Source organism: Shinella sp. HY16, assembly GCF_028534175.1.
GTDB lineage: Bacteria > Pseudomonadota > Alphaproteobacteria > Rhizobiales > Rhizobiaceae > Shinella.
On the sequence record NZ_JAHYXL010000001.1, the window covers coordinates 2,627,713 to 2,649,613 of the forward strand.

Sequence of the window (21,901 nt, forward strand, 5' to 3'; positions counted from 1 at the left end):
TAAGACGAATGGACCACTTCCATGGGTTTCAAATGCGGTATCGTCGGTCTGCCGAATGTCGGCAAGTCGACCCTCTTCAACGCGCTGACCAAGACGGCGGCCGCCCAGGCGGCAAACTACCCCTTCTGCACCATCGAGCCGAACACCGGCGAAGTGGCTGTTCCCGATCCGCGCATGAAGGCGCTCGCCAGCATCGCCGGTTCCAAGGAAATCATCCCCACCCGCATCTCCTTCGTCGACATCGCCGGCCTCGTGCGCGGCGCCTCGAAGGGTGAAGGCCTCGGCAACAAGTTTCTCGCCAACATCCGTGAAGTCGATGCCGTCGTGCATGTGCTGCGCTGCTTCGAGGATGACGACATCACCCACGTCGAGGGCCGCATCAACCCGGTCGGCGATGCCGACACGATCGAGACCGAGCTGATGCTCGCCGACCTCGAAAGCCTGGAACGCCGCGTCGAACAGACCCGCAAGCGCGCCACCGGCAAGGACAAGGAGTCCCTCGCGCAGCTGCCGATCATGGAAGCCGTGGTGAAGCTGCTCAACGAAGGCAAGCCGGCCCGCCTGCTCCTCAAGACGCTGGCGCCCGAGGAAATCGAGGTTCTGAAAGGTCTCAACCTCCTCACCTCCCACCCGGTTCTCTATGTCTGCAACGTCGCGGAGGCCGATGCCTCGACCGGCAACACGCACACCGAAGCCGTCGCCGCCATGGCGAAGGAACAGGGCGCCGAATGCGTCATCATCTCGGCAGCGATCGAATCCGAGGTCGCCCAGCTTCCGGAAGAGGAAGCCGCCGAATTCCTCTCGGCGCTCGGCCTTGAAGAAGCGGGTCTCGACCGGCTGATCCGCGCCGGCTACCACCTGCTCGACCTTATCACCTATTTCACCGTCGGCCCCAAGGAAACCCGCGCCTGGACCATCGTGCGCGGCACCAAGGCCCCGCAGGCGGCCGGCGTCATCCATACGGATTTCGAACGCGGCTTCATCCGTGCCTTCACCATCTCCTATGACGACTACATCGCCTACAAGGGCGAAGTCGGCGCGAAGGAAGCCGGCAAGGGCCGCGACGAAGGCAAGGAATACGTGGTGCAGGACGGCGACGTCATCCACTTCCGCTTCAACACGTAAGACGACCCGACAGCCTCCATTCGAGACCGCCGTCCCCGGCTGGGGCGGCGGTTTTTCTTTGCGCTTGAAGGACATGGCGTCCCGCCAATTCCGCCGGCGCTTGCAAAAGCCGGACACCCTCGCCATTGTCCCCCCGCAACAGAACGGATCGCGACGTGGCCAACTACACCTTTGAAGACTTCACGCCGGGCCGGCGCTTCGACTTCACGAAGCGCACGCTCACGGCAACCGAGATCGTCGCCTTCGCGACGGAATTCGATCCCCAGCCGATGCACATGGACGAGGCCGCCGGCCGCGCAAGCATTCTCGGCGGCCTTGCCGCCTCCGGCTGGCACACCAGCGCCGTGATGATGCACATGCTCTTCGAAGCCTATATCGACGGCTCCACCTCGGAAGGCTCGCCCGGCGTCGACCTGATGGAATGGAAGCGCCCGGTGCTGGCAGGCGATACGCTCGGCGGCCACTGCGAAGTGCTCGATGCCCACACCTCACGCTCGCGCCCCGAAATCGGCATCGTGCGCATGCGCGCCACGGTGACGAACCAGCGCGGCGAAACGGTCGCCCTTTGCGAATACATCAACATGATGCGCCTTGCCGAAAAGGAAGCCGACCATGCGCATGGCTGAGCTCTATGCCTTCGGCAAGGCCGTCGAAATCGGCAACCTCACCTTCACGGCGGAAGACATCATCCGCTTCGCAGGGGATTTCGACCCGCAACCCTTCCATCTCGACGCGGAGCTGGCCAAGCAGGCGCTTTTCGGTGGCCTCTGCGCTTCCGGCTGGCATTCCTCCGCCGGCTGGATGAAATGCTTCGTGCCGTTCTGGGCGGGCGAATGCAAACGCCTGGCCCGCGAGGGCATCACGCCCCCGAACCTCGGCCCCTCCCCCGGCTTCACGAACCTGCGCTGGCTGAAGCCGGTCTTTGCCGGTGACACGATCACCTATTCGGTGACCCTGACCGCCTCGCGCGAACTCGCCTCACGGCCGGGCCGGCTGATCAATACGATCCTGTGCGCGGGAAGGAACCAGAACGGCGAACCGGTCATTCGCTTCGAGAGCACGGTTCTGGAATTCGTCTGAACCGCCCGTTCGCTTTGCCCTCGCCCTAACCCTCTCCCCGCAGCGGGGAGAGAGGATGTGCTCCACAAACAGCGTCAGTTGGGAAACCGGCGCGGCCTATCCCTTCGCCCGCTTGCAGGGAGAAGGTGGCGGCAGGCCGGATGAGGAGCGACACCACCACCCCAGACAGCCGGCAGCTGCCTTCAATGCCCGTCGAACGCCACCAGCGTGCGCACTTCCACGCCGAGCGCTTCGAGCTTCTTGCGCCCGCCGAGTTCCGGCAGGTCGATGACGAAACAAGCCGCGACGATATCCGCGCCGATCTGGCGCAGCAGCTTCACCGCAGCCTCCGCCGTACCGCCGGTCGCGATCAGGTCGTCGATGAGGATGACCTTCTCCCCCGGCTTGATGGCGTCCTTGTGCATCTCCATCTCGTCCACGCCATATTCCAGGCTGTAGGCAATGCGCACGGTCTCGTGCGGCAGCTTGCCCTTCTTGCGGATCGGCACGAAGCCCGTCGACAGCTGGTGCGCCATCGCGCCACCGAGGATGAAACCGCGCGCCTCGATGCCGGCGACCTTGGCAACGCCGATGCCCGCATAGGGGTGCACCAGCTCATCCACCGCACGGCGGAAGGCGCGCGGATTGCCGAGCAGCGTGGTGATGTCGCGGAACATCACGCCGGGCTTGGGATAGTCCGGGATGTTGCGGATCGCGGCGACGAGTTCGTTTTCGAGTGTAGACATGGGAATTCCGACTGCGGAGGGCTTTCTCCGGTTATTGCAGGTGCCGCAGTCCCCCACAACAAAAAAGGCGGCCCGAAGGCCGCCTTTCGACAGAGCGACGGAGCCGCTCAGCTTTCCTTGTTCGCGTAGACCGACTTCTTCGTCAGGTAGATCAGACCGGTGAAGATCACCAGGAAGACCATGACCATGAAGCCGGTACGCTTGCGCTCTTCCAGGTGCGGCTCTGCGGCCCACATCAGGAAGGCGGAGACGTCATGCGCATACTGGTCGACCGTCTGCGGCGAACCGTCGTCATAGGTGACCTGGTCGTCGGAGATCGGCTTTGCCATGGCGAGCGCCGCAGCGTTTGCGAAGTACGGGTTGTAGTGCGTGCCTTCGCCGACTTCGATATGCGCCGGCTTCTCTTCATCGTACCCCGTCAGCAGCGAGTAGATGTAGTCCGGGCCACCTTCCTGATACTGGGTGAAGATGTCGAAGACGAACTGCGGGAAGCCGCGGGTGATGCCGCGTGCCTTGGCGATCAGCGAGAAGTCCGGCGGAGCGGCGCCGTTGTTCGAAGCGGCAGCCGCCTCGTGGTTGGCGTAGGGCGACGGGAAGTAGTCGGCCGGCACAGCCTTGCGGGTGAACATCTCACCGTCGCTGTTCGGGCCGTCCTGCACTTCGTAGTTCGCTGCAAAAGCCTTCACCTGGGCTTCCGAGTAGCCGAGACCTTCCAGCGTGCGGAAAGAGACGAGGCTCATCGAATGGCAGGCAGAACAGACTTCGGTATAGACCTTCAGGCCGCGCTGGAGCTGGCCCTTGTCATACTTGCCGAATGGGCCGGCGAAGGACCATTCCTGCTGCTTGGGCTTGTGGATCGGGTAGTGGGGTGTGGCACTGGCGGCGTGTTCCGCTTCGGCACCACCGGCAGGCGCCGCCTCTTCCGCCGTGGCGAAGGAGACGCCGAGACCGGCGACGAGTGCGAGCGACAGAATGCCTGCAACAAGCTTTTTCATTGTCATGGTTCCTTTCGTCGCTCGCTATCAGGCCTTGGCCGCCTTGGCGTTCTTCTTTTCCAGAACCGCTTCCGTGATCGAATTCGGAATGCGCTTCGGGGTCTCGATCAGGCCGAGGATCGGCATGAGGACGAGGAAGAAGCCAAAGTAGTAGAGCGTACCGAGCTGCGAGAGGATGACGTAGATGCCTTCCGCCGGCATGGCGCCAAGCCAACCGAGCAGGATGGCATTCGCCACGAAGATCCAGAAGAACAGCTTGTACCACGGGCGGTAGACAGCCGAACGGACCTTGGACGTATCGAGCCAGGGCAGGAAGAACAGCACGATGATCGCGCCGAACATCACGAGGACGCCGCCAAGCTTGGAGTCGATCGGGCCGATGTTGAAGGTGATGGCGCGCAGCATCGCGTAGAACGGCAGGTAGTACCATTCCGGAACGATGTGGGGCGGGGTCTTCAGCGGGTCGGCCGGGATATAGTTGTCCGGGTGGCCGAGATAGTTCGGCATGTAGAAGATGAACCAGGCGAAGACGATCAGGAAGACCGAAACGCCAAGGGCGTCCTTCAGCGTTGCATAGGGCGTGAAGGCGACCGTGTCGGTCTTGGACTTCACTTCGACGCCGGTCGGGTTCGTCTGGCCGGTGACGTGCAGCGCCCAGACGTGCAGGACGACGACGCCGGCGATCATGAACGGCAGCAGGTAGTGCAGCGCGAAGAAGCGGTTCAGCGTCGGGTTGTCGACCGCGAAGCCGCCGAGCAGGAACTGCTGGATCCACTCGCCGACCCACGGGAAGGCCGAGAAGAAGCCGGTGATAACGGTCGCGCCCCAGAAGGACATCTGACCCCAGGGCAGAACGTAGCCCATGAAGCCGGTCGCCATCATCAGGAGATAGATGACCACGCCGAGGATCCAGAGGATTTCGCGCGGCGCCTTGTAGGAGCCGTAGTAGAGGCCGCGGGCGATGTGGAGATAGACCGCGATGAAGAAGAAGGACGCGCCGTTGGCGTGCATGTAGCGCAGCAGCCAGCCGTGGTTCACGTCGCGCATGATCTTCTCGACGGAGTTGAACGCGACGGAGGTTTCGGCGGCATAGTGCATGGCCAGCACGATACCGGTCAGAATCTGCACGATGAGCATCACCGACAGCATGGCGCCGAAGGTGTAGGCATAGTTCAGGTTGCGCGGAACCGGGTAGGACACGAAGCTGTCATGGATCATGCGCGGCAGAGGCAGGCGCGAATCGACCCATTTTTCGATGCCAGTCGTCGGCTGGTAGGTGGAATGTTCAGCACTCATTATCAGGTGTCCCCTCAACCGATCTTGATGACTGTGTCGGATACGAACGAGAAGGTCGGCACAGCAAGGTTCTCAGGGGCCGGCCCCTTACGAATACGACCAGCGGTATCGTAGTGAGAACCATGGCAGGGACAGAACCAGCCGCCGAAATCGCCGGCCTGGCCGAGCGGAATACAGCCGAGGTGGGTACAGACACCAACCATGATGATCCAGTTTTCCTTGCCCACGCCCGCCGAGCGGTCGAGGTCCGTCGCCTGGGCGTCGGCAGCAATGTTGGCGTTACGAGCAACAGCGTCCTTGAGGTCGGAAAGCTGAACGGCCTTGGCCTCTTCGACTTCCTTGTCCGTGCGGTTGCGGATGAAGACCGGCTTGCCGCGCCATTTGACCGTCAAGGACATGCCAGGGGTCACGCTGGAGACATCGACATCGATGGCGCCAAGCGCCAGCGTCGACGCATCCGGACGCATCTGGTCGATAAACGGCCAGGCAACCGCAACGCCGCCCACGACGCCAGCCATCCCGGTGGTCAGGTAAAGGAAATCGCGGCGAGTGGGCTCGCCCAGGGATTCGCTTGATGTCTCGTGTTCGCTCACGGCTAAACCATCCTCTCACGCAAAGTCTGCGGAAACCCGCCACGCCCCTTGGAAACCGGTCAAATCCGGACACAATACGGCCATAGATTCCCCGTCAATCCGGCGCGTTCTATGCTTGATCGCAAATTATGTCCAGCCTTGGCAAGGGGAGGTGGGCACATTGTCGCGGGAAAAACGGAGCATCTTGACAAGGCGCAGGCATCGCCTTGAACCTCCAGCGCTTCCCGGCTCAAAAAGCATGCGAAGGACGACGCCCTGCGGCTCTATTGCGCCGCTTCCTCATGGCCGAGAAAACCGCCCGACTGGCGCGACCAGAGATCCGCATAGAGACCACCGCGCGCGACGAGTTCCGCATGGGTCCCCTCCTCCACGATATGGCCGCGATCCATGACGATCAGCCGGTCGAGCGCAGCGATAGTGGAGAGGCGGTGCGCGATGGCGAGCACGGTCTTGCCGCGCATCAGCCGCTCGAGGTTCGACTGGATCGCCGCCTCGACTTCGCTATCGAGCGCCGAGGTCGCCTCGTCGAGCACGAGGATCGGTGCATCCTTCAGCATGACGCGGGCAATGGCGATGCGCTGGCGCTGACCACCTGAAAGCTTGACGCCGCGCTCGCCGACATGGGCATCGTACCCCTTGCGCCCACGCTGGTCTTCCAGCGTGAGGATGAAATCATGCGCCTCGGCCTTTCGCGCCGCCTCGATCATCTCGTCCTCGCTGGCGTCGGGATTGCCGAAGAGGATGTTGTCGCGGATCGAGCGGTGCAAGAGCGCGGTATCCTGGCTGACCATGCCGATATTGGCGCGCAGGCTCTCCTGCGTGACGGTGGCGATATCCTGCCCACCGACGAGAATGCGCCCGCCCTCAAGATCGTAGAAGCGCAACAGGAGATTGACCAACGTCGACTTGCCGGCACCGGACCGGCCGACGATGCCGACCTTCTCGCCGGGCCGGATCGACAGCGTCAGGTCGTCGATGACGCCGGACTTGCGGCCATAGTGGAAGCGGATGGCCTCGAAGCGAATGTCCGGGCGCACGACCTTCATTTCCATCGCATCCGGCTTGTCGACAAGGCCGATCGGCTGGGAGATGAGATCGGCCGAGTTCTGGATCGTGCCGATATTGCGCATGATGCTGTTGAGCTGCGTCATCAGGCGATTGAGCAGGAAATTCAGCCGCAGCACCAGCGCCATGGTAAAGGCGACGGCCCCGGAACTGGCAACGCCGCCGAGCCAAAGATGGATGGAGAGCACGGCCATGGCGACGATCATCAGGCCGGAGACGAAGGCCATCGAGGCACGCACGCCTGTCAGGAAGCGCGTGAAATCGAGCGTCGTCGTCTGGAAAGTATCGAAACCGCTGCGCATGTAGCGGTCGTTCGCCTCGTCGCGGCCGAACAGTTTGAGCGTCTGGATGTTGGAGTAGGCATCCACCATACGGCCGCTCAGCATCGACGCGGCCTCGGCGGTCTGGCGCGAATGCTCGCGGATGCGCGGCACGAAATAGCGTGCCAGCACGGAAAACACCACGAGCCACACGCCGAGCACGGCGGCAAGCCGCCAGTCGAGCCCGCCGAGCAGCACCAGCGTCGAGGCCGTGTAGATCGTCACGAACCAGACACTTTCCATGAAGGAGGTGATTACGTCGCCGGTCGCCTGCCCCGCCGACCAGACCTTCGTGACGATGCGCCCGGAAAAATCGTTCTGGAAGAAGGACAGCGACTGTCGCGCGACATGCACATAGGACTGCCAGCGCACGAGATTGTAAAAGCCGGGCGTGATGACCTGCTGGTCGACGAGCGCGGTGAGAAAGGTGATCACGAAGCGAACGAGGCCGATGAGGCCGAGCATCAGCAGAAGCTCCGGCCCATGCGCGGCCATAAGCCCGCCCCATCCGTCTCCCGGCTTCACCGTCGCCAGGATATCGACCAGCCGCCCGACGAACCAGAAGGTCGCCGCCTCGATGCCCGCGGTCACGCCGCCGAGCACCAGCATCGTCGCAAACGGCGCCCTGGCCTGGCCAACATAGAACCAGATGAAGGCGAGAAGCCCCTGCGGCGGACGAAGATCATCCCGCCGCGCGAAGGGCTGAATCCAGTTCTCGAACCAGGAGAAGAGCGGGCGGAAGATCATGCCATCGATATAGGCGGTTTTTGACGGGCGACAAATTAAAGATTGGAAAGGTGGAAGGGCATCGCGTGCGAAGATTGCTCGCTTGAGGAAGGCACCCCTTCTGCTGGAAAGGGGTGCCTTCTGCCCGACTATTCCGCCGCCGCTTCCGCCTCGGCGTCGTCGGCGATGAAGCCGCCGGACTGGCGGGTCCAGAGGTCGGCATAGATGCCGCCCATGGCGACGAGTTCGGCATGGGTGCCGGTCTCGTGGAGACGGCCCTTGTCGAGCACGATGAGGCGGTCCATCTCCGTCAGCGTCGACAGGCGATGGGCGATCGCGATCACCGTCTTGCCCTGCATGAGAGCGAAGAGGTTTTCCTGGATCGCCGCCTCGACTTCCGAATCGAGCGCCGAGGTCGCTTCGTCCAGTACCAGGATCGGCGCGTCCTTCAGGAAGACGCGGGCGATCGCGATACGCTGGCGCTGGCCGCCGGAGAGCTTGACACCGCGCTCGCCGACCTGGGCATCGAGGCCCGTGCGCCCCTGCTGGTCGGTGAGGCCTTCGATGAAGTCCCAGGCATTGGCGCGCTTGGCTGCCTCGATGATCTCGGCGTCGTCAGCGTCCGGCTTGCCGTAGGCGATGTTGTCACGGATCGAGCGGTGCAGCAGGGAGGTGTCCTGCGTGACCACGCCGATCTGCGAACGCAGGCTGTCCTGCGTCACCGTGGCGACATCCTTGCCATCGATGGTGATCCTGCCGGATTCGAGGTCGTAGAACCGCAGCAGCACGTTCATCAGCGTCGTCTTGCCTGCGCCGGAGCGGCCGACAAGGCCGACCTTCTCCCCCGCCCCGATCGACAGCGACAGATCCTCGATCACACCCTTGTTCTTGCCGTAGTGGAAGCGGACATGGTCGAAGTTGATCGCGCCCTTGGCGGCAGGCAAGGCGGGCGCCTGCGGCGCATCCTTGATGTCGTGCGGACGCGTCATCATGCCCATGCCATCATAGACCGTGCCGATGTTCTCGAAGAGCGCGGTCACTTCCCACATCACCCACTGCGACATGCCGTTGATGCGCATGACGAGGCCGATGGCGACTGCCACCGCACCGACGGAGACATCGCCCGTCATCCAGAAGTAGATGCCGATGCCCGCCGTGAAGAACATCGTGACGACATTGTTGATGTCGATCAGGATATTGAACAGGGTGATCAGCCGCATTTGCTTGTGAACGGTCTGCAGGAACTCGTCCATGCCTTCACGGGCATAGCTCTCCTCCCGCCCGGCATGCGAGAACAGCTTGACCGTCGCGATGTTGGTGTAGCTGTCGACGATCCGGCCCGTCATCATCGAACGCGCGTCGGCCTGCTCGCGCGAGATCACCATCAGCTTCGGCACGAAATAGCGCAGGATACTGACATAGGCGACGAACCACACGAGCAGCGGCACGACCAGACGCAGGTCCGCCGCGGCGATGATCGCGATCATCGAGATGAAGTAGCTCACCACGTAGATGAAGACGTCGATGATCTTCATGACGGCTTCACGCACCGCAAGCGCCGTCTGCATCACCTTCGTCGACACGCGGCCGGCGAACTCGTTGGAGAAGAAGGTCATGCTCTGGCGGATCAGGTAGCGATGCATCTGCCAGCGGGCGATCATCGGGAAATTGCCCGCGAGCGCCTGGTGCATGGTCATGGTGTGCAGCGCGCCAAACCCCGGGATGACGACGAGCAGCAGGACCGCCATCCAGACCAGCGTGTCGCCCTCGCGGGCAAGGAACGTCGTCTTGTCACCGGCCGAAAGCCAGTCGACGATACTGCCGAGGAACTGGAACAGCACGACTTCCGCAATGCCGAGCACCATGGAGCAGAAGCCGAGCAGCGCAAGCCACGGCGCAGCCGGGCGCGTATAGTGCCAAAGGAAGGCGAAAAGGCCCTTCGGAGGCAGCGAGGGCGCCTCGGAAGGATAGGGATTCAAACGTCTTTCGAACCAGCCGAACATGGCTTTCTCCGTAATAGAAAGACGGAACCGGCGCGGACGGCGCAAAATGAGCGCGGTCAGGAACGGGGTTCCGGTAGGATTGCCGTGGGGCGACGAAAAGCGTCACACGACGAAGTAAAAAGAAGAAACGAAGGGAATCTTGGTGGCAAAACGCCTACGCGAGAAGAGGCGTGATTCCAGCCGGGAGGCGTGGTCGATACATGGTATCCATAGTGGTCCTCCCTTTTCTCGCGTTGAAGATGGCTCTGGTTAACCCGAAACGCCGCAATTTGCCAGCCACTTTGTCGCAATTTCGTCTTTCCGGCCAATTCTGTTGCCGTGTCGCCACATCCGGGCGCCCCCTCTGCCGCTTTTCGCCGCGAGGCGGGATGGCGCACCCTTCTTGTCTTTTCGCAATTTTGAAGACAAACCGCTTCGCACCCCGGCCGGAATTGCTGTAGGCGAAACCGCATGTCTACACTCCGCATCGCCCTTTACCAGCCCGACATTGCCGGCAATACCGGCACGATCCTGCGGTTCGCCGCCTGCCTTGGCCTTTCGGTCGACCTCATCGAGCCGGCCGGCTTCGATATTTCCGACCGCAGCCTCAAGCGTGCGGGCATGGACTATCTTGCCGCCGTGACGCTGACACGACATGTCAACTGGGAGCGATACGAGGCGTGGCGGGCAGAGAGCGGCCGCCGCCTGGTGCTCGCCTCCACCAAGGCCGCCGGGCGCTATACGGACTTCGCCTACAAGCCGACGGACATCCTGCTGTTCGGCCGCGAAAGCGCCGGCGTTCCCGATCACGTCCACGACAGGGCGGATGGACGCGTGCTCATTCCCATGGTCGAGGGGCAACGCTCCATCAATGTCGCGCTCTCGGCCGCAATGATCTGTGGCGAGGCGCTGCGCCAGACGGGCTTCGCCTGACCGAACGTACCCCCTTTCCAGGGGTCTCCAAAACGCCTTAGCCATCGCCCGGCCACACCCAGCGCAGGGCGAAGGCCACGATGCCGAAGACCAGTACGACGGCACCGACAAGGGCATAGGCGCCAGCGTAACCCGATGCGGCAATCAGCGGCTGCGAGACGATGGGCGACAGGAACTGGCCGGCAAAGATGCTGGAAACCAGGAGACCGGAGACGCGGCCGCGGCGGGCCGGAGGGGCAAGCAGCATCGCCGCGGCCGCGAAGTTCGGCATGATCGTGCCCATGCAGACACCGGAGACGGCCATGGCGACGAGCACGCTGACATAACTTTCCGCCGTCGAGAGCAGGAGGAAGGAAAGACCGGCCGAAACGAAGCCGAGGCCGAAGACGCCCATGATGCCGAGCTGGCGCCGGAGGGGCGCGAAGGCGAGCGCGCTCACCACGCCGACGAGCTGCCCCGCGCCGATCGCCGCACCGGCAAGGCTCGGTGCGGAAAAGCCGAGCGATTCGAGGTAGAAGGGTAGCTGCGTCGGGACCATGTAGAAGGCGATCATGTTGACGGCCGCTGCCAGGAACAAAAGGGCGAGCAGCGCTATCGCCCGCCCGTCGAGCCGGCCCTCCCCCACCGCGGCACCCGCCGGCCGTGCACGTCGCGGCTCCGGCAGGAAAGCAAGCGCCGCCGGCACCAGCAGGATCGCCACCGTGTAGATCAGAAACGGCCCGCGCCATTGGACCTCCGCAAGGAACCCGCCGCCCGTCAGGAAAATCGTGCCACCGATACCGACAAAGGCCTGTTGCAGGCCCATATAGCGATCGCGCGCCGCCCCCTGAAAGAAATCGCCGACCAGCGCCGTCGTCGCCGTCATGATGCCGCCGACGGCGATACCCAGCACAGCGCGTCCGGCGAGGAGCCCCGGCAGCGTATCGAGGAAAAGCCCGGAGGCACCGGCACCGGCAAACAACGCAAGCGAGGCGACGAGCAGCGGCTTGCGGCCGAAACGATCCACCAGGAAGCCCGCCGCCGGAGAGAAGAGCGCGATGAACACGGCCGGCAACGTCAGCACCAGCCTGCTGAGCAGCGCGACATTCTCCACATCGGCAAACCGCGCCGCGATGCCCGGCAGCGACGCGGAAATCGTCGCGCCGGACATGATGGTGAGCGTGCTGATGAAGAGCAGCGTCGCATTGCGCCGGGTCTCGGCGGGGGACCGCGCGACCTCCGCTGCCGCATAGTGTTCTGGCTTCATGCGGCCACCTCGTCGTAGCGGGTTGCGATGCGTGCCGCCTTCAGGGCGTTGGCCCACCAGATCAGGCGTTTCATCAGCACGGCGAGCTGGCCGTTGAGCTGGCCGGGGCGGAAGGGATTGCCGACCGGGTCGAACTGCGTCCAGGCATGGGCAAGGCTTACCGTCTCGCGGATCGCCACCGCATGCAGCTCGGCAAAGACCAGCCGAAGCTGCTCGACGGCGCGCAGGCCGCCGGAGACGCCGCCATAAGAGACGAAGGCGATCGGCTTTGCATGCCAGGGGCGGAAGCAGCTGTCGATGATCGCCTTCAGCGCGGCCGGGTAGGCGTGGTTGTATTCCGGCGTGACGATCAGGAAAGCGTCCGCCCGCGAGATACGGCTTTCGACCAGCTGGGCCGATGCCTCGTCGAGACCGCCCGGCGTGAAGGTCAGCTCCACCGGATCGATACGGATGATGTCGTGATAGCCAAGCGCGGAGAGTTCAGGCTCCAGCCATCCCGCGATCGTATCGGCAAAGCGCCCTTCGCGGCCGCTGCCATAGATGAGGGCGATGGTCAGTCTTTCAGTCATGCGTCGGCTCCGTCTTGGAAAAGTTAGGAGCCGCTGGTATAAAACCTCAACTTAAGTTGAGGTCAACAGCCATGACGGAAAAATGTCCGAAGAGCGGAATGCCCCGGGAACTCAGCGTCGGCGAGGTCGCCGAGCGCAGCGGGATCGCAGTGTCCACCCTGCATTTTTATGAGGCAAAGGGGCTGATCCACAGCCAGCGCAACCGTGGCAACCAGCGGCGCTATCCACGCGGCATCCTGCGCCGCGTGGCGGTGATCAAGGTGGCGCAGCGCACCGGCATTCCGCTTTCGGAGATTGCCGAGGCCCTGTCGGTGCTGCCGCACGACCGGCCATTGACGGGTCTCGACTGGCGCAGGCTTTCGGAAAACTGGCGTGGCCAACTCGACGAGCGCATCGCCCGCCTCACCAAGCTGCGCAACCAGCTGGACGGCTGCATCGGCTGTGGTTGCCTGTCATTGCAGGAATGCCCGTTGCGCAACCCGCTGGACGAACTGGCGGCCGAAGGCCCGGGCCCGAGACTGCTTGAGCCCTGATCTTCAGCGGGACGCAACCGCATTTGTGGTGTCGGATTAATCCAGCCGCGTGGCGAGCAGCTTGTCGACGCGGCGACCATCCATGTCGACGACCTCGAAGCGCCAGCCCTGGGTTTCCGTGATCTCGCCGGTCTTCGGCAGCTTCTGCAGCGATTCGATGACGAGGCCGGCCGCGGTCTGGTAGCTGCGGCGGGCCGGCAGCTGCAGGCCGAGACGGTCGGCCATCTCGTCGATCGGCATGGAGCCGGAGATCAGCCAGGAGCCATCCTCGCGTTGCACCGCATAATCGTCGTCGCCTTCCTCGATATCGGCGCGAAACACGCCGGCAATCGCCTCCAGCACGTCGGCAGGCGTGATGATGCCTTCGAAGTGGCCGTATTCGTCATGGATGAGCAGGATCGGCACTTCGGAATTGCGCAGCGTTTCGAGCACACGCATGGCATCCATCGTATCGGGCACGATCGGCGCGGGGCGCACGAAGCTGCGGATGTCGAGCGGCTGGCCGTTCAACAGGGCCGAAAGCAACTCACGCTTCTGCACGATGCCGACGATCGTCTCCGGCCCGCCATCGGCGACCGGCAGGCGGGAATGCGGGCTGTCGGTCAGGGTCTTGTGGATCTCCTCCACCGTGTCGCCGAGATCGATCCAGTCGACATCGTTGCGCGGGGTCATGAGACCGCGCGCCTCACGGTCGGAGAAGCGCATGACGCCGGCGATCATCAGCTTTTCGCCGCCCTCGATGACACCGGCAGCTTCCGCCTCGGCGACGATGGTCTTGATTTCCTCGTCGGTGACGATGCTTTCGGCGACCTGATGCTGGCCAAGCAGACGGAAGATCAACCGCGTCGAGGCATCGAGGATCCAGACCGCCGGGGCACCGATCTTCGAGAGCAGCGACATGGCGGGCGCGACGAGCGCGGCAAAACGCTCCGGGTTCTTCAACGCGATCTGCTTGGGCACCAGTTCGCCGACCACCACCGACAGATAGGTGATTATGAAGATGACGATACCGTAGCCGAGCGGATCGGCCAGCCAGTCCGGCACGCCCTCGGCATAGAGGATGTCACGCAGGCGTCCGCCGAGCGCGGCACCCGAGAAGGCACCGGCGAGAATGCCGATGAGGGTGATGCCGATCTGGACGGTGGAGAGGAATTTTCCGGGGTGGTCCGCCAGCTTCAGCGCTGCCGCAGCGCCACGCGAGCCCTGCGCAGCCATGGTCTTCAGGCGCGGCTTTCGGGCAGAAACGATGGAAAGTTCGGAAAGGGCAAAGACCCCATTGAAGAGGATAAGGAAGACAGCAATCGCGAGTTCGAACAAGGACTGTGAGCCGTGCTTCTGAACCGCAACGGCGCCTTTCTGTTGATGACGATGGCCGCAAGATAGGGGCGCGGCGGGTCGCCGTCAATCGAACTTGCCGATCACGGTCGTGTCAGGTGGGGATCACGAGCATTTCGAGGAGGATGTCACGCAGCCGTCCGACCGGCGCGGGCGGCTGTGCTTCGGCCGTGTGCAGCATCAGGTCGATACTGCCGAGCACCGGTAGCCCCGCCTGTTGCGGGTCGAGCACGCGCAGATGGGAAGGCATGCCCGTGGTCGTGCGGATTGTCACGCCGAGCCCGGCCGTCACCGCCGCCCAGAGCCCCGCAAGCCCGGGGCTGGAAAAGACCTGGCGCCATTCCCGTCCGGTCGCAGAAAGCGCCTCGACGGCGGCCGCCCGGAACGTACAGGGTGGATCGAACGCGATGAGCGGCACCGGCGCGCCGGCGGAGATGTCATGGTCCACGGCCGCGATCCAGACGACCGGGTGGGTGGCGATGTGCCGGCAATGGGCGCTCTTCTGGCCGCCCCAGGTGACGGCCATGTCGAGATCGCCGCGCTCGACCGCCGCCACCAGCTTGGCCCCGCGATCGACCCGCGCTTCGACGCGCAGCTTCGGGTGCGCCCGCGAAAAGCGGCCGAGCACCGGCGGCAGCGAGGTCTCCGCAAAGTCCTGCGGGATACCGAGCCGCAGCCAGCCGTCGAGCGCCCGGCTGGAGCCCAGCATCATCATCGCCTCGTCGTTCAGGTCGAGAATGCGCACCGCATAGTCGTGCAAGGCTTCGCCGGCATCGGTGAGTACGAGGCCCCGGCCCTGCTTGACGAAAAGCGTCTGACCGCTGAGTTCAGACAGTTTCTTCAGTTGCAGGCTGACGGCCGGCGGCGTCCGCCCCAGCGCCTCCGCGGCTTTCGCAAAGCTGCCGAGGCGCACGCCCGTAACAAACGTGCGCAGCACGTCCATGTCGAAGTTGCGCGGAGAGACCATTCAGTTTTCCAAAACCATACCGGCAATGCTTCTCAATTTTAAAAACAATAGTCGCGCAATAGGCTCCTTCCGTCAACACGAGACAGGAGACGACCATGCCCTTCCTCCACATCCGCCTCGCCGGCAAGAACCTGACGGACGGCGAGCGCCTGCACCTTCAGGACGAGGCGACCCGCCTTGCCGTCACGCTGCTCGGCAAGCGCGCCGAAGCGACCGCCGTCCTCGTCGAGGGAACGCCGATCGCCAACTGGACCATCGGCGCGCGACGGCAGAAGGTGGCCGGCCATTTCGAAATCCTGATCAGCGAGGGCACCAACACGGCAGAGGAAAAGGCCTGCTTCATCGCCGCCGCCTATGCCCTGCTTGAGGAGACGCTGGGCGCACATCTTGATCCCGTGACCTATGTGGTCATCCGCGATATCGCGATGGACAGCTGGGGGTACGGCGGCCGGACACAGGAAAGCCGGCACGTCGCCCTTGCGGCGTGACGCATCAATCGGCGCTCGGCAGGCGGCGCATCGTGAATTCGATGCGGTCGCCCTCCATGGCGCGCCAGCTTTCGACCTCGGTCCAGTAGGCGGCCTTCGGCCAGAGGTCGAACCATTCACGCGCCTTCTCTCGCGCCGCCTGCCGGTCGAGGCAGAAGGTCTCGCGGACGAAATGGCCTTCGCGGGCGGGTTTTTCGCGACGGCGACGCTCGATATGGCGCCGGAGCCCTTCAAGCGGGGGCGGACCGGGAACACGCGCCATGCAGATTTCCTCCTGGCAGCACATTCAACGGAGGAAAGATAAGCCGCCCCCGCGCGTTTTGCGAGTCCCGTCGTCCCCAGCCGATGCCCCGCCCGCGGTTGCCAAATGGCGCAAAGTTTTGGACTGTGGCGAAAATACGATTCGGCGGGCTGCCCGCCAGCGGGAAGCACCATGGAACGACCAGACCTGCCGAAAGGCCTGCCCGAGGACATCGAAGAGAAGAAGACCGCCGCGCAGGCCTGGTTCGGGCAGCTGCGCGACGCGATCTGCGCCAGCTTCGAGGCGCTTGAGGACGACCTGCAAGGGCCGCTCTCCGACATGCAGCCCGGCCGCTTCGTCGCCAAGGACTGGCTGCGCGAGGGCGGCGCAGGTGGCGGCGGACGCATGTCGATGATGGAAGGCCGCGTCTTCGAGAAGGTCGGCGTGCACACCTCGACCGTCTATGGCGAATTCTCGCCGGAGTTTCGCGGCCAGATTCCCGGCGCGAGCGAGGACCCGCGTTTCTGGGCCTCCGGCATCTCGCTCATCGCCCATCCGGTGAACCCCAACGTACCCGCCGTGCACATGAACACGCGTATGGTCGTCACCACCAGCCACTGGTTCGGCGGGGGTGCGGACCTGACGCCGGTGCTCGACCGCCGCCGCATGATGGACGATCCGGACACCACGCTCTTCCACAAGGCGATGGAGATCACCTGCAACCGCCATCCCGTCGCCGATCACCAGAAATTCAAGGCCTGGTGCGACGACTACTTCTTCCTGAAGCACCGCAATGAACCGCGCGGCACCGGCGGCATTTTTTACGACTGGCTGCATTCGTCGGAAGAGCTTGGCGGCTGGGATGCCGATTTTGCCTTCACCCAGGATGTCGGGCGCGCCTTCGCCATGGTCTATCCGAAGATCGTGCGGTCGAACTTCAACAAGGGCTGGACGGAAGAAGACCGCGACGAACAGCTCGTGCGGCGCGGCCGCTATGTCGAGTTCAACCTGCTCTACGACCGCGGCACGATCTTCGGCCTCAAGACGGGCGGCAATGTCGAGTCGATCCTCTCCTCGCTTCCCCCGGTGGTGCGCTGGCCCTGAAGGCCGGCCCTCCCTGCCTTGTGATTACAGACCTACGCCTTCCGTGGTATAATGCCTGCTGCATGAGTCCATGGAGGAAGCAGTCATGAAGATTGCAGCACAAGAGGCAATGCAGACGGGTTCCGACCCGAAATCTCCCGAATTTCTCGATCGTTTCGCCGAAACCATACGTGCCGAGAGCGGGCTGGACCTGCCGCACGCCTATTTCGTCGAAGAAGCCCGGCTGCGGCTTGCCAGCGGCGTGGTGCATCATCTCGTCGATCACCACACCACCCCGGCGCAATTCCAGTCGTCCTGCTGCTTCGACGCCTGGGCGAAGGACGACGCGGCCTGACAACAGCCGGCTGGAAATGCAGCAACGAAATCGCGCCCGGGGCGGAACCTCGGGCGGCTTTTGCCGTTTGATGGGACGGCTTCCTGATGCCGCAGGCCCGGCTGCAATTTGGCTGATCGGGCCTCATCTGCTACACTGGTTCCGCTGAAACGACAGGAGATAGGTCATGAGACTTTTTGAATGCGGTTCACTCGTCCCCGGATGCGACTGGCATACGCGGGCCAATGACGACGCCGAAGTCGTCCGCCGTGCGGTCGAGCATATGCGCACCGCCCATGGCGAGGCGATCATCCGGGAAAGCATGGTCGATCACATCAAGGAACGCATCGTCGACGAGAAGGCGGCCGACGCCGCCTGACAGGCATTTCCGATAAATTCACACCGCCTGCTCACCTTCTCCCCGCCGGGGAGAAGGTCAAGTAGCCCATGGCGCGAAATGAGCCGTTTGCGGTAGCACCCGGAAAATCAAAAGCCTGACGTCAGACGCGAACCTGAAGGATCGTGATGCGCTCAGGGCGTGGAAGGTTCCCCCTCCTCCTTTGCCATCGCCGCCAGACGGGCAAGCAGCTTTGCGCGGCCGTCATGGAAGTTGCCCGCCACCCATGCCTCTTCGATCGCCCCCAGAACCGCACCGACCTTCGGGCCGGCGGGAATACCTGCGGCAAGCACGTCCGCGCCGTTTAGCGGGAAGGTCGGCCGGTGCCATTTCTCGGCCCGGGCAAGAAGCCGCTGGCAAAGGCCGGCAAAGGCCAGCGCCTCCGGGTCACCAAGGCCCCGCGCCCGGGCGGACGCCAGTGCCAGCTTCAGCCGCATCGTCAGCCCCTGCACACCGCTGCGATAAAGCAGCCGCTCGAATGCCGTCTCGGCAAGTTTCGGCGCGATTTCCGGCGCGGCCGCCCAATGGTCGAGAACGGCCGCCTCCGCCTTGGAAAGGCGCAGGCGCTCGGCGAGCGCCTTCAGCCGGTCGCGATCCGCCGGCACCATGGCGGCAAGGCGCAGCATCGGGTCTGGCTTCCAGCCGAACGCCTTTTCGGCATGGATCAGGCCGGGGATCGCATCGATGCCCCACTTCTCCGTCTCGGGCAGGATTTCGGTGAGCACGCCCGCCTGCCGCATCCAGAGCAGCGCGCGGCCGGGATCGGGCGCTACGAGCAATTTCTTCGTCTCGGACCAGACGCGCTCGGCTGAAAGTTTTCCAAGGCTGCCCTTCGCCCGTGCGCAGGCCTTCAGCCCGTCCGCATCCGGCCGGCCGCTGCCGTAGAGCGCAAAGAAGCGGAAAAAGCGCAGGATGCGCAGGTGATCCTCCGCGATGCGCGTTCCCGCATCGCCGATGAAACGCACGGTGCGGCTTTCGATATCCGGCAGGCCGCCCACGAGATCGATGACCGCACCGCCGGCATCGGCGTAGAGCGCATTGATCGTCAGGTCGCGCCGTTCGGCGTCCGCCCGCCAGTCCGTGCCGAAGGCGACTTCGGCGTGGCGGCCGTCGGTGGAAATGTCGCGGCGCAACGTCGTCACCTCGAAGGGTTTGCCCTCGATGACGAGCGTCACCGTGCCATGCTCGATGCCCGTCGGCACCGCCTTGATGCCGGCTTCCTTCGCCCGCTCGACAACCACCTCGGGCCGCAGCGTCGTCGCGATATCGACATCGGCGACCGGCAGGCCCATCAGGCTGTTGCGCACGGCCCCGCCGGCGACGCGCGCCTCCCCGCCGTCACTGTTCAAGAGCGCCAGCACGCGAACGAGCGCCGGATCGGCAAACCACGCCTCGCCCGAAACAGACGTCATGCATAAAGCCTTTCATAGATCACCCGCACGATGCCGGCGGTGATGCCCCAGATATTATGCCCCTCATAGGGCATGCGATAATAATGCCGCTCGCCGCCAAGCCAGATGCCGCTGCCCCGCTCGTGGTTGCGCGGGTCCATCAGGAAGGAGAGCGGCACATCGAAAACCGTCTCGACTTCCGCCGGATTGGGCGTGAGTTCGAACCCCGGCTGCACCACCGCCAAAACCGGCGTGATGGAGAAACCCGACAATGCCTTGTATTGCGGCAGCCGACCGACCGGCTCGACGAAACGGCGGTCGAGGCTGATCTCCTCCTCCGCCTCGCGCATCGCCGCCGTCTCGACATCGGTGTCCTCGTCATCGACCGCGCCGCCCGGAAAGGCGACCTGGCCGGAATGTTTGCGCATCGTCGCGGTGCGCTGCGTGAAGATGACGCGCGCCTCCTCGCCGTCGTCGACGACGGGGATCAGCACCGCGGCATCGCGCAGCTTCATGCCTTCGATATGGGGGATGACGCCGGGATTGAGCAGGCTGTCACCATGCTCGCGCCAGCTCTCCTCGCCGAGCGTCAGCATCTGCTCCATCGCCCGGCGACGAAATTCCGCAGCGCTAAAAGGGGGAAAACTCATAGCGACAGTGCATCCAGCTCGGCTGCCGGCATGACCGGGAAGACCGTGCCACCCGAACGCACGGCGAACATTTTTACACTGTCAATCTCGATCGTCTCGCCAAGGCCGACAAGCTCGTACATCATCGCCCGCGAGACCAGCGCCTCCAGCCGCCCGCGCACGAGGAGATAGGGCTTCAGCTCGCTGTTTTCGCCCTCGATGACGAAACGCAGCGGGTGCTCCCGCCCGGCCTCGACGACATCGCCGACATTGGTGCGGAAAGTGAGTTTTTGCCCCTCGCCCTCGCCCGACGCATTCATTTCGACCGCCAGGAACGGCGCATCCACGACGCGGATGCCGACCTTCTCGACCGGCGTCACCAGATAGACCTTACCGTCCTCGTCCTTGCGCAGCACGGTCGAGAAAAGCCGCACCAGCGGCGCGCGGCCGATCGGCGTTCCCAGATAGAACCAGGTACCGTCGGCGCGGATCTCCATATCGATATCGCCGCAGAACGGCGGGTTCCAGCGCTCGACCGGCGGCAGGCCGCGCCCGCCGGTTTCAGCGCCCGCGCGGGAAATCAGCGCGGCCAGTCCCGCCGCATCGCCGCTTTCGCGAATTTCGCCCGTTGCCATTGTTCCGTCCCGGTTGAACCCTATCTCCGCGAGAGGCCCTTCCTCCCCAGAGGAAAGGGTGGATACACTCACGAGATAGTCATTTCGTGGCCGCTTGTCAGCCACGGGTGAGCTAATAAGCTTTCTATGTATGAAGCGAACGCGGCAAGACCACGATTCGCCTCAAAATTTGAGATCGGTAGCGGAGACGACCATGGGCGTTCAGAATTCCCCCGAGGCAGGCCTGGACGAAAAAGCGGTGATCGCCGCCGCGGAACGGGCGCTCTCCGACATCGCCGCCATCAAGCAGGAGGTCGGCAAGGTCATCTTCGGCCAGGAAAGCGTGGTCGAACAGACCATGCTCGCCGTACTGTCAGGCGGCCACGCCCTGCTCGTCGGCGTACCGGGCCTTGCCAAGACCAAGCTGGTCGCAACGCTCGGCACCGTACTCGGCCTCTCCTCCAGCCGCATCCAGTTCACGCCCGACCTGATGCCCTCCGATATTCTCGGCTCCGAAGTGATGGATCAGGACGAGAACGGCAAGCGCTCCTTCCGCTTCGTGCCCGGCCCGATCTTCACCCAGCTCCTGATGGCCGACGAGATCAACCGCGCCTCGCCACGCACCCAGTCCGCCCTGCTCCAGGCGATGCAGGAATACCATGTGACGGTCGCCGGCCGGGCGAACGACCTGCCAAAACCCTTCCATGTGCTGGCGACGCAGAACCCGCTGGAGCAGGAAGGCACCTATCCGCTGCCCGAAGCCCAGCTCGACCGCTTCCTCTTGCAGGTCGACGTGCACTATCCGGAGCTCGCCGCCGAACGGCAGATCCTGCTCGAAACGACCGGCGTGCACGAGGCGCAGACGAGCGCCGCCATCGCCGCCGATCGCCTCATCGAGATCCAGACCCTCATCCGCCAGATGCCGGTGAGCGAGAAGGTGCTCGACGCGATCCTTTCGCTGGTGCGCTCCGCCCGCCCGGGCAACGGCGTCGCTTCGACCGACAAGCACGTCGCCTGGGGCCCGGGCCCGCGCGCCGGCCAGGCGATGATGCTCTGCGCCCGCGCTCGCGCGCTCTACGAAGGCCGCCTCGCGCCCTCCGTTGACGACGTGCTGGCACTCGCCGAACCGATCCTCCAGCACCGCATGGCACTGACCTTCGGCGCCCGCGCGGAAGGCATGTCGGTGCGGGACGTCATCGCGGGCCTCGTCCGGCAGGCCGGCGGCTGAGCGAGG

The 21,901-nt window shown here is 64.1% G+C and carries 24 protein-coding genes; 10 read left to right on the forward strand and 14 right to left on the reverse strand.

Translation table 11 applies throughout. The features are described from left to right. Positions 1-21 precede the first annotated feature (21 nt). The 3 genes from ychF (at position 22) to K0P03_RS13080 (ending at position 2,205) form a co-directional block, all read left to right on the forward strand. Positions 22-1,125, forward strand: coding sequence for a redox-regulated ATPase YchF (ychF, locus tag K0P03_RS13070; protein ID WP_272789811.1), 1,104 nt, complete (start codon positions 22-24; stop codon positions 1,123-1,125). Between the two features lie 155 nt (positions 1,126-1,280). Further along, positions 1,281-1,751: a MaoC family dehydratase gene (locus tag K0P03_RS13075; protein WP_272789812.1), complete on the forward strand. Its 471-nt coding sequence runs from the start codon at positions 1,281-1,283 to the stop codon at positions 1,749-1,751. Next, positions 1,738-2,205 carry a MaoC family dehydratase gene (locus K0P03_RS13080; RefSeq protein ID WP_272789813.1) on the forward strand — a complete coding sequence of 156 codons (468 nt, stop codon included), beginning with the start codon at positions 1,738-1,740 and terminating at the stop codon, positions 2,203-2,205. The genes K0P03_RS13075 and K0P03_RS13080 overlap by 14 nt, the downstream gene beginning before the upstream one ends. 182 nt (positions 2,206-2,387) lie before the next feature. On the opposite strand, the gene K0P03_RS13085 is transcribed toward K0P03_RS13080, so the two are convergent. From K0P03_RS13085 to K0P03_RS13110, 6 genes are all read right to left on the reverse strand, one after another. Then, positions 2,388-2,930, reverse strand: a complete 543-nt coding sequence (locus tag K0P03_RS13085; protein ID WP_023513604.1) for an adenine phosphoribosyltransferase — start codon at positions 2,928-2,930, stop codon at positions 2,388-2,390. Positions 2,931-3,037: 107 nt separating this feature from the next. After that, the gene (locus K0P03_RS13090) at positions 3,038-3,925 is read right to left on the reverse strand and encodes a cytochrome c1 (RefSeq protein ID WP_050744235.1); all 888 of its coding nucleotides are present in this window, start codon (positions 3,923-3,925) and stop codon (positions 3,038-3,040) included. A gap of 27 nt (positions 3,926-3,952) precedes the next feature. Further along, entirely contained in the window at positions 3,953-5,221 is a 1,269-nt protein-coding gene (locus tag K0P03_RS13095) for a cytochrome b (protein ID WP_024271239.1), read from the reverse strand. 14 nt (positions 5,222-5,235) lie between these two features. Further along, a complete protein-coding gene (gene petA, locus K0P03_RS13100) occupies positions 5,236-5,814 on the reverse strand; it encodes a ubiquinol-cytochrome c reductase iron-sulfur subunit (protein ID WP_023515767.1) in 579 nt (192 codons plus the stop codon). Between the two features lie 263 nt (positions 5,815-6,077). Beyond that, on the reverse strand, positions 6,078-7,946 hold the full coding sequence (locus tag K0P03_RS13105) for an ABC transporter ATP-binding protein (RefSeq protein WP_272789814.1): 1,869 nt from the start codon (positions 7,944-7,946) through the stop codon (positions 6,078-6,080). 128 nt (positions 7,947-8,074) lie between these two features. Beyond that, complete coding sequence (locus tag K0P03_RS13110) at positions 8,075-9,928, reverse strand: ABC transporter ATP-binding protein (RefSeq protein WP_024271238.1); 1,854 nt, start codon at positions 9,926-9,928, stop codon at positions 8,075-8,077. A gap of 450 nt (positions 9,929-10,378) precedes the next feature. Between K0P03_RS13110 and K0P03_RS13115 the strand changes: the two genes are divergently transcribed. Continuing rightward, positions 10,379-10,840, forward strand: a complete 462-nt coding sequence (locus tag K0P03_RS13115; protein ID WP_272789815.1) for a tRNA (cytidine(34)-2'-O)-methyltransferase — start codon at positions 10,379-10,381, stop codon at positions 10,838-10,840. A 37-nt stretch (positions 10,841-10,877) separates the two neighbouring features. Here K0P03_RS13115 and K0P03_RS13120 read toward each other — a convergent pair whose 3' ends face one another. Next, complete coding sequence (locus tag K0P03_RS13120) at positions 10,878-12,086, reverse strand: MFS transporter (RefSeq protein ID WP_272789816.1); 1,209 nt, start codon at positions 12,084-12,086, stop codon at positions 10,878-10,880. Continuing rightward, complete coding sequence (locus tag K0P03_RS13125) at positions 12,083-12,655, reverse strand: NADPH-dependent FMN reductase (protein WP_023516299.1); 573 nt, start codon at positions 12,653-12,655, stop codon at positions 12,083-12,085. The genes K0P03_RS13120 and K0P03_RS13125 overlap by 4 nt, the downstream gene beginning before the upstream one ends. Before the next feature lie 98 nt (positions 12,656-12,753). Between K0P03_RS13125 and soxR the strand changes: the two genes are divergently transcribed. Next, the gene (soxR, locus tag K0P03_RS13130) at positions 12,754-13,188 is read left to right on the forward strand and encodes a redox-sensitive transcriptional activator SoxR (protein ID WP_272789817.1); all 435 of its coding nucleotides are present in this window, start codon (positions 12,754-12,756) and stop codon (positions 13,186-13,188) included. Between the two features lie 36 nt (positions 13,189-13,224). Here soxR and K0P03_RS13135 read toward each other — a convergent pair whose 3' ends face one another. Both K0P03_RS13135 and K0P03_RS13140 read right to left on the reverse strand, forming a co-directional pair. Then, positions 13,225-14,505, reverse strand: a complete 1,281-nt coding sequence (locus tag K0P03_RS13135) for a hemolysin family protein (protein WP_023516297.1) — start codon at positions 14,503-14,505, stop codon at positions 13,225-13,227. A 112-nt stretch (positions 14,506-14,617) separates the two neighbouring features. After that, on the reverse strand, positions 14,618-15,490 hold the full coding sequence (locus K0P03_RS13140; RefSeq protein WP_050744186.1) for a LysR substrate-binding domain-containing protein: 873 nt from the start codon (positions 15,488-15,490) through the stop codon (positions 14,618-14,620). Between the two features lie 95 nt (positions 15,491-15,585). Between K0P03_RS13140 and K0P03_RS13145 the strand changes: the two genes are divergently transcribed. Next, complete coding sequence (locus K0P03_RS13145; protein ID WP_272789818.1) at positions 15,586-15,978, forward strand: tautomerase family protein; 393 nt, start codon at positions 15,586-15,588, stop codon at positions 15,976-15,978. Between the two features lie 4 nt (positions 15,979-15,982). Here K0P03_RS13145 and K0P03_RS13150 read toward each other — a convergent pair whose 3' ends face one another. After that, positions 15,983-16,240 (reverse strand): hypothetical protein, encoded by a 258-nt coding sequence (locus K0P03_RS13150; RefSeq protein WP_023516294.1) that lies wholly within the window; start codon positions 16,238-16,240, stop codon positions 15,983-15,985. A 171-nt stretch (positions 16,241-16,411) separates the two neighbouring features. Between K0P03_RS13150 and hemF the strand changes: the two genes are divergently transcribed. From hemF to K0P03_RS13165, 3 genes are all read left to right on the forward strand, one after another. Further along, positions 16,412-17,323 carry an oxygen-dependent coproporphyrinogen oxidase gene (gene hemF / locus K0P03_RS13155; RefSeq protein ID WP_272789819.1) on the forward strand — a complete coding sequence of 304 codons (912 nt, stop codon included), beginning with the start codon at positions 16,412-16,414 and terminating at the stop codon, positions 17,321-17,323. 85 nt (positions 17,324-17,408) lie between these two features. Further along, a complete protein-coding gene (locus K0P03_RS13160) occupies positions 17,409-17,657 on the forward strand; it encodes a hypothetical protein (protein ID WP_024271235.1) in 249 nt (82 codons plus the stop codon). 166 nt (positions 17,658-17,823) lie between these two features. Further along, the gene (locus tag K0P03_RS13165) at positions 17,824-18,015 is read left to right on the forward strand and encodes a DUF1059 domain-containing protein (RefSeq protein ID WP_023516291.1); all 192 of its coding nucleotides are present in this window, start codon (positions 17,824-17,826) and stop codon (positions 18,013-18,015) included. A gap of 152 nt (positions 18,016-18,167) precedes the next feature. Here K0P03_RS13165 and K0P03_RS13170 read toward each other — a convergent pair whose 3' ends face one another. Genes K0P03_RS13170 through K0P03_RS13180 form a run of 3 tightly spaced genes read right to left on the reverse strand, consistent with a single transcriptional unit; the run spans position 18,168 to position 20,688 of the window. Then, positions 18,168-19,445 carry a CCA tRNA nucleotidyltransferase gene (locus tag K0P03_RS13170; RefSeq protein ID WP_272789820.1) on the reverse strand — a complete coding sequence of 426 codons (1,278 nt, stop codon included), beginning with the start codon at positions 19,443-19,445 and terminating at the stop codon, positions 18,168-18,170. After that, positions 19,442-20,074 carry a CoA pyrophosphatase gene (locus K0P03_RS13175; protein WP_272789821.1) on the reverse strand — a complete coding sequence of 211 codons (633 nt, stop codon included), beginning with the start codon at positions 20,072-20,074 and terminating at the stop codon, positions 19,442-19,444. The genes K0P03_RS13170 and K0P03_RS13175 overlap by 4 nt, the downstream gene beginning before the upstream one ends. Beyond that, the gene (locus tag K0P03_RS13180; protein ID WP_050744181.1) at positions 20,071-20,688 is read right to left on the reverse strand and encodes a DUF1285 domain-containing protein; all 618 of its coding nucleotides are present in this window, start codon (positions 20,686-20,688) and stop codon (positions 20,071-20,073) included. The genes K0P03_RS13175 and K0P03_RS13180 overlap by 4 nt, the downstream gene beginning before the upstream one ends. 193 nt (positions 20,689-20,881) lie before the next feature. Here K0P03_RS13180 and K0P03_RS13185 point away from each other — a divergent pair, with 193 nt between their 5' ends. Next, positions 20,882-21,895, forward strand: a complete 1,014-nt coding sequence (locus K0P03_RS13185; RefSeq protein ID WP_272789822.1) for an AAA family ATPase — start codon at positions 20,882-20,884, stop codon at positions 21,893-21,895. Positions 21,896-21,901: the final 6 nt, after the last annotated feature.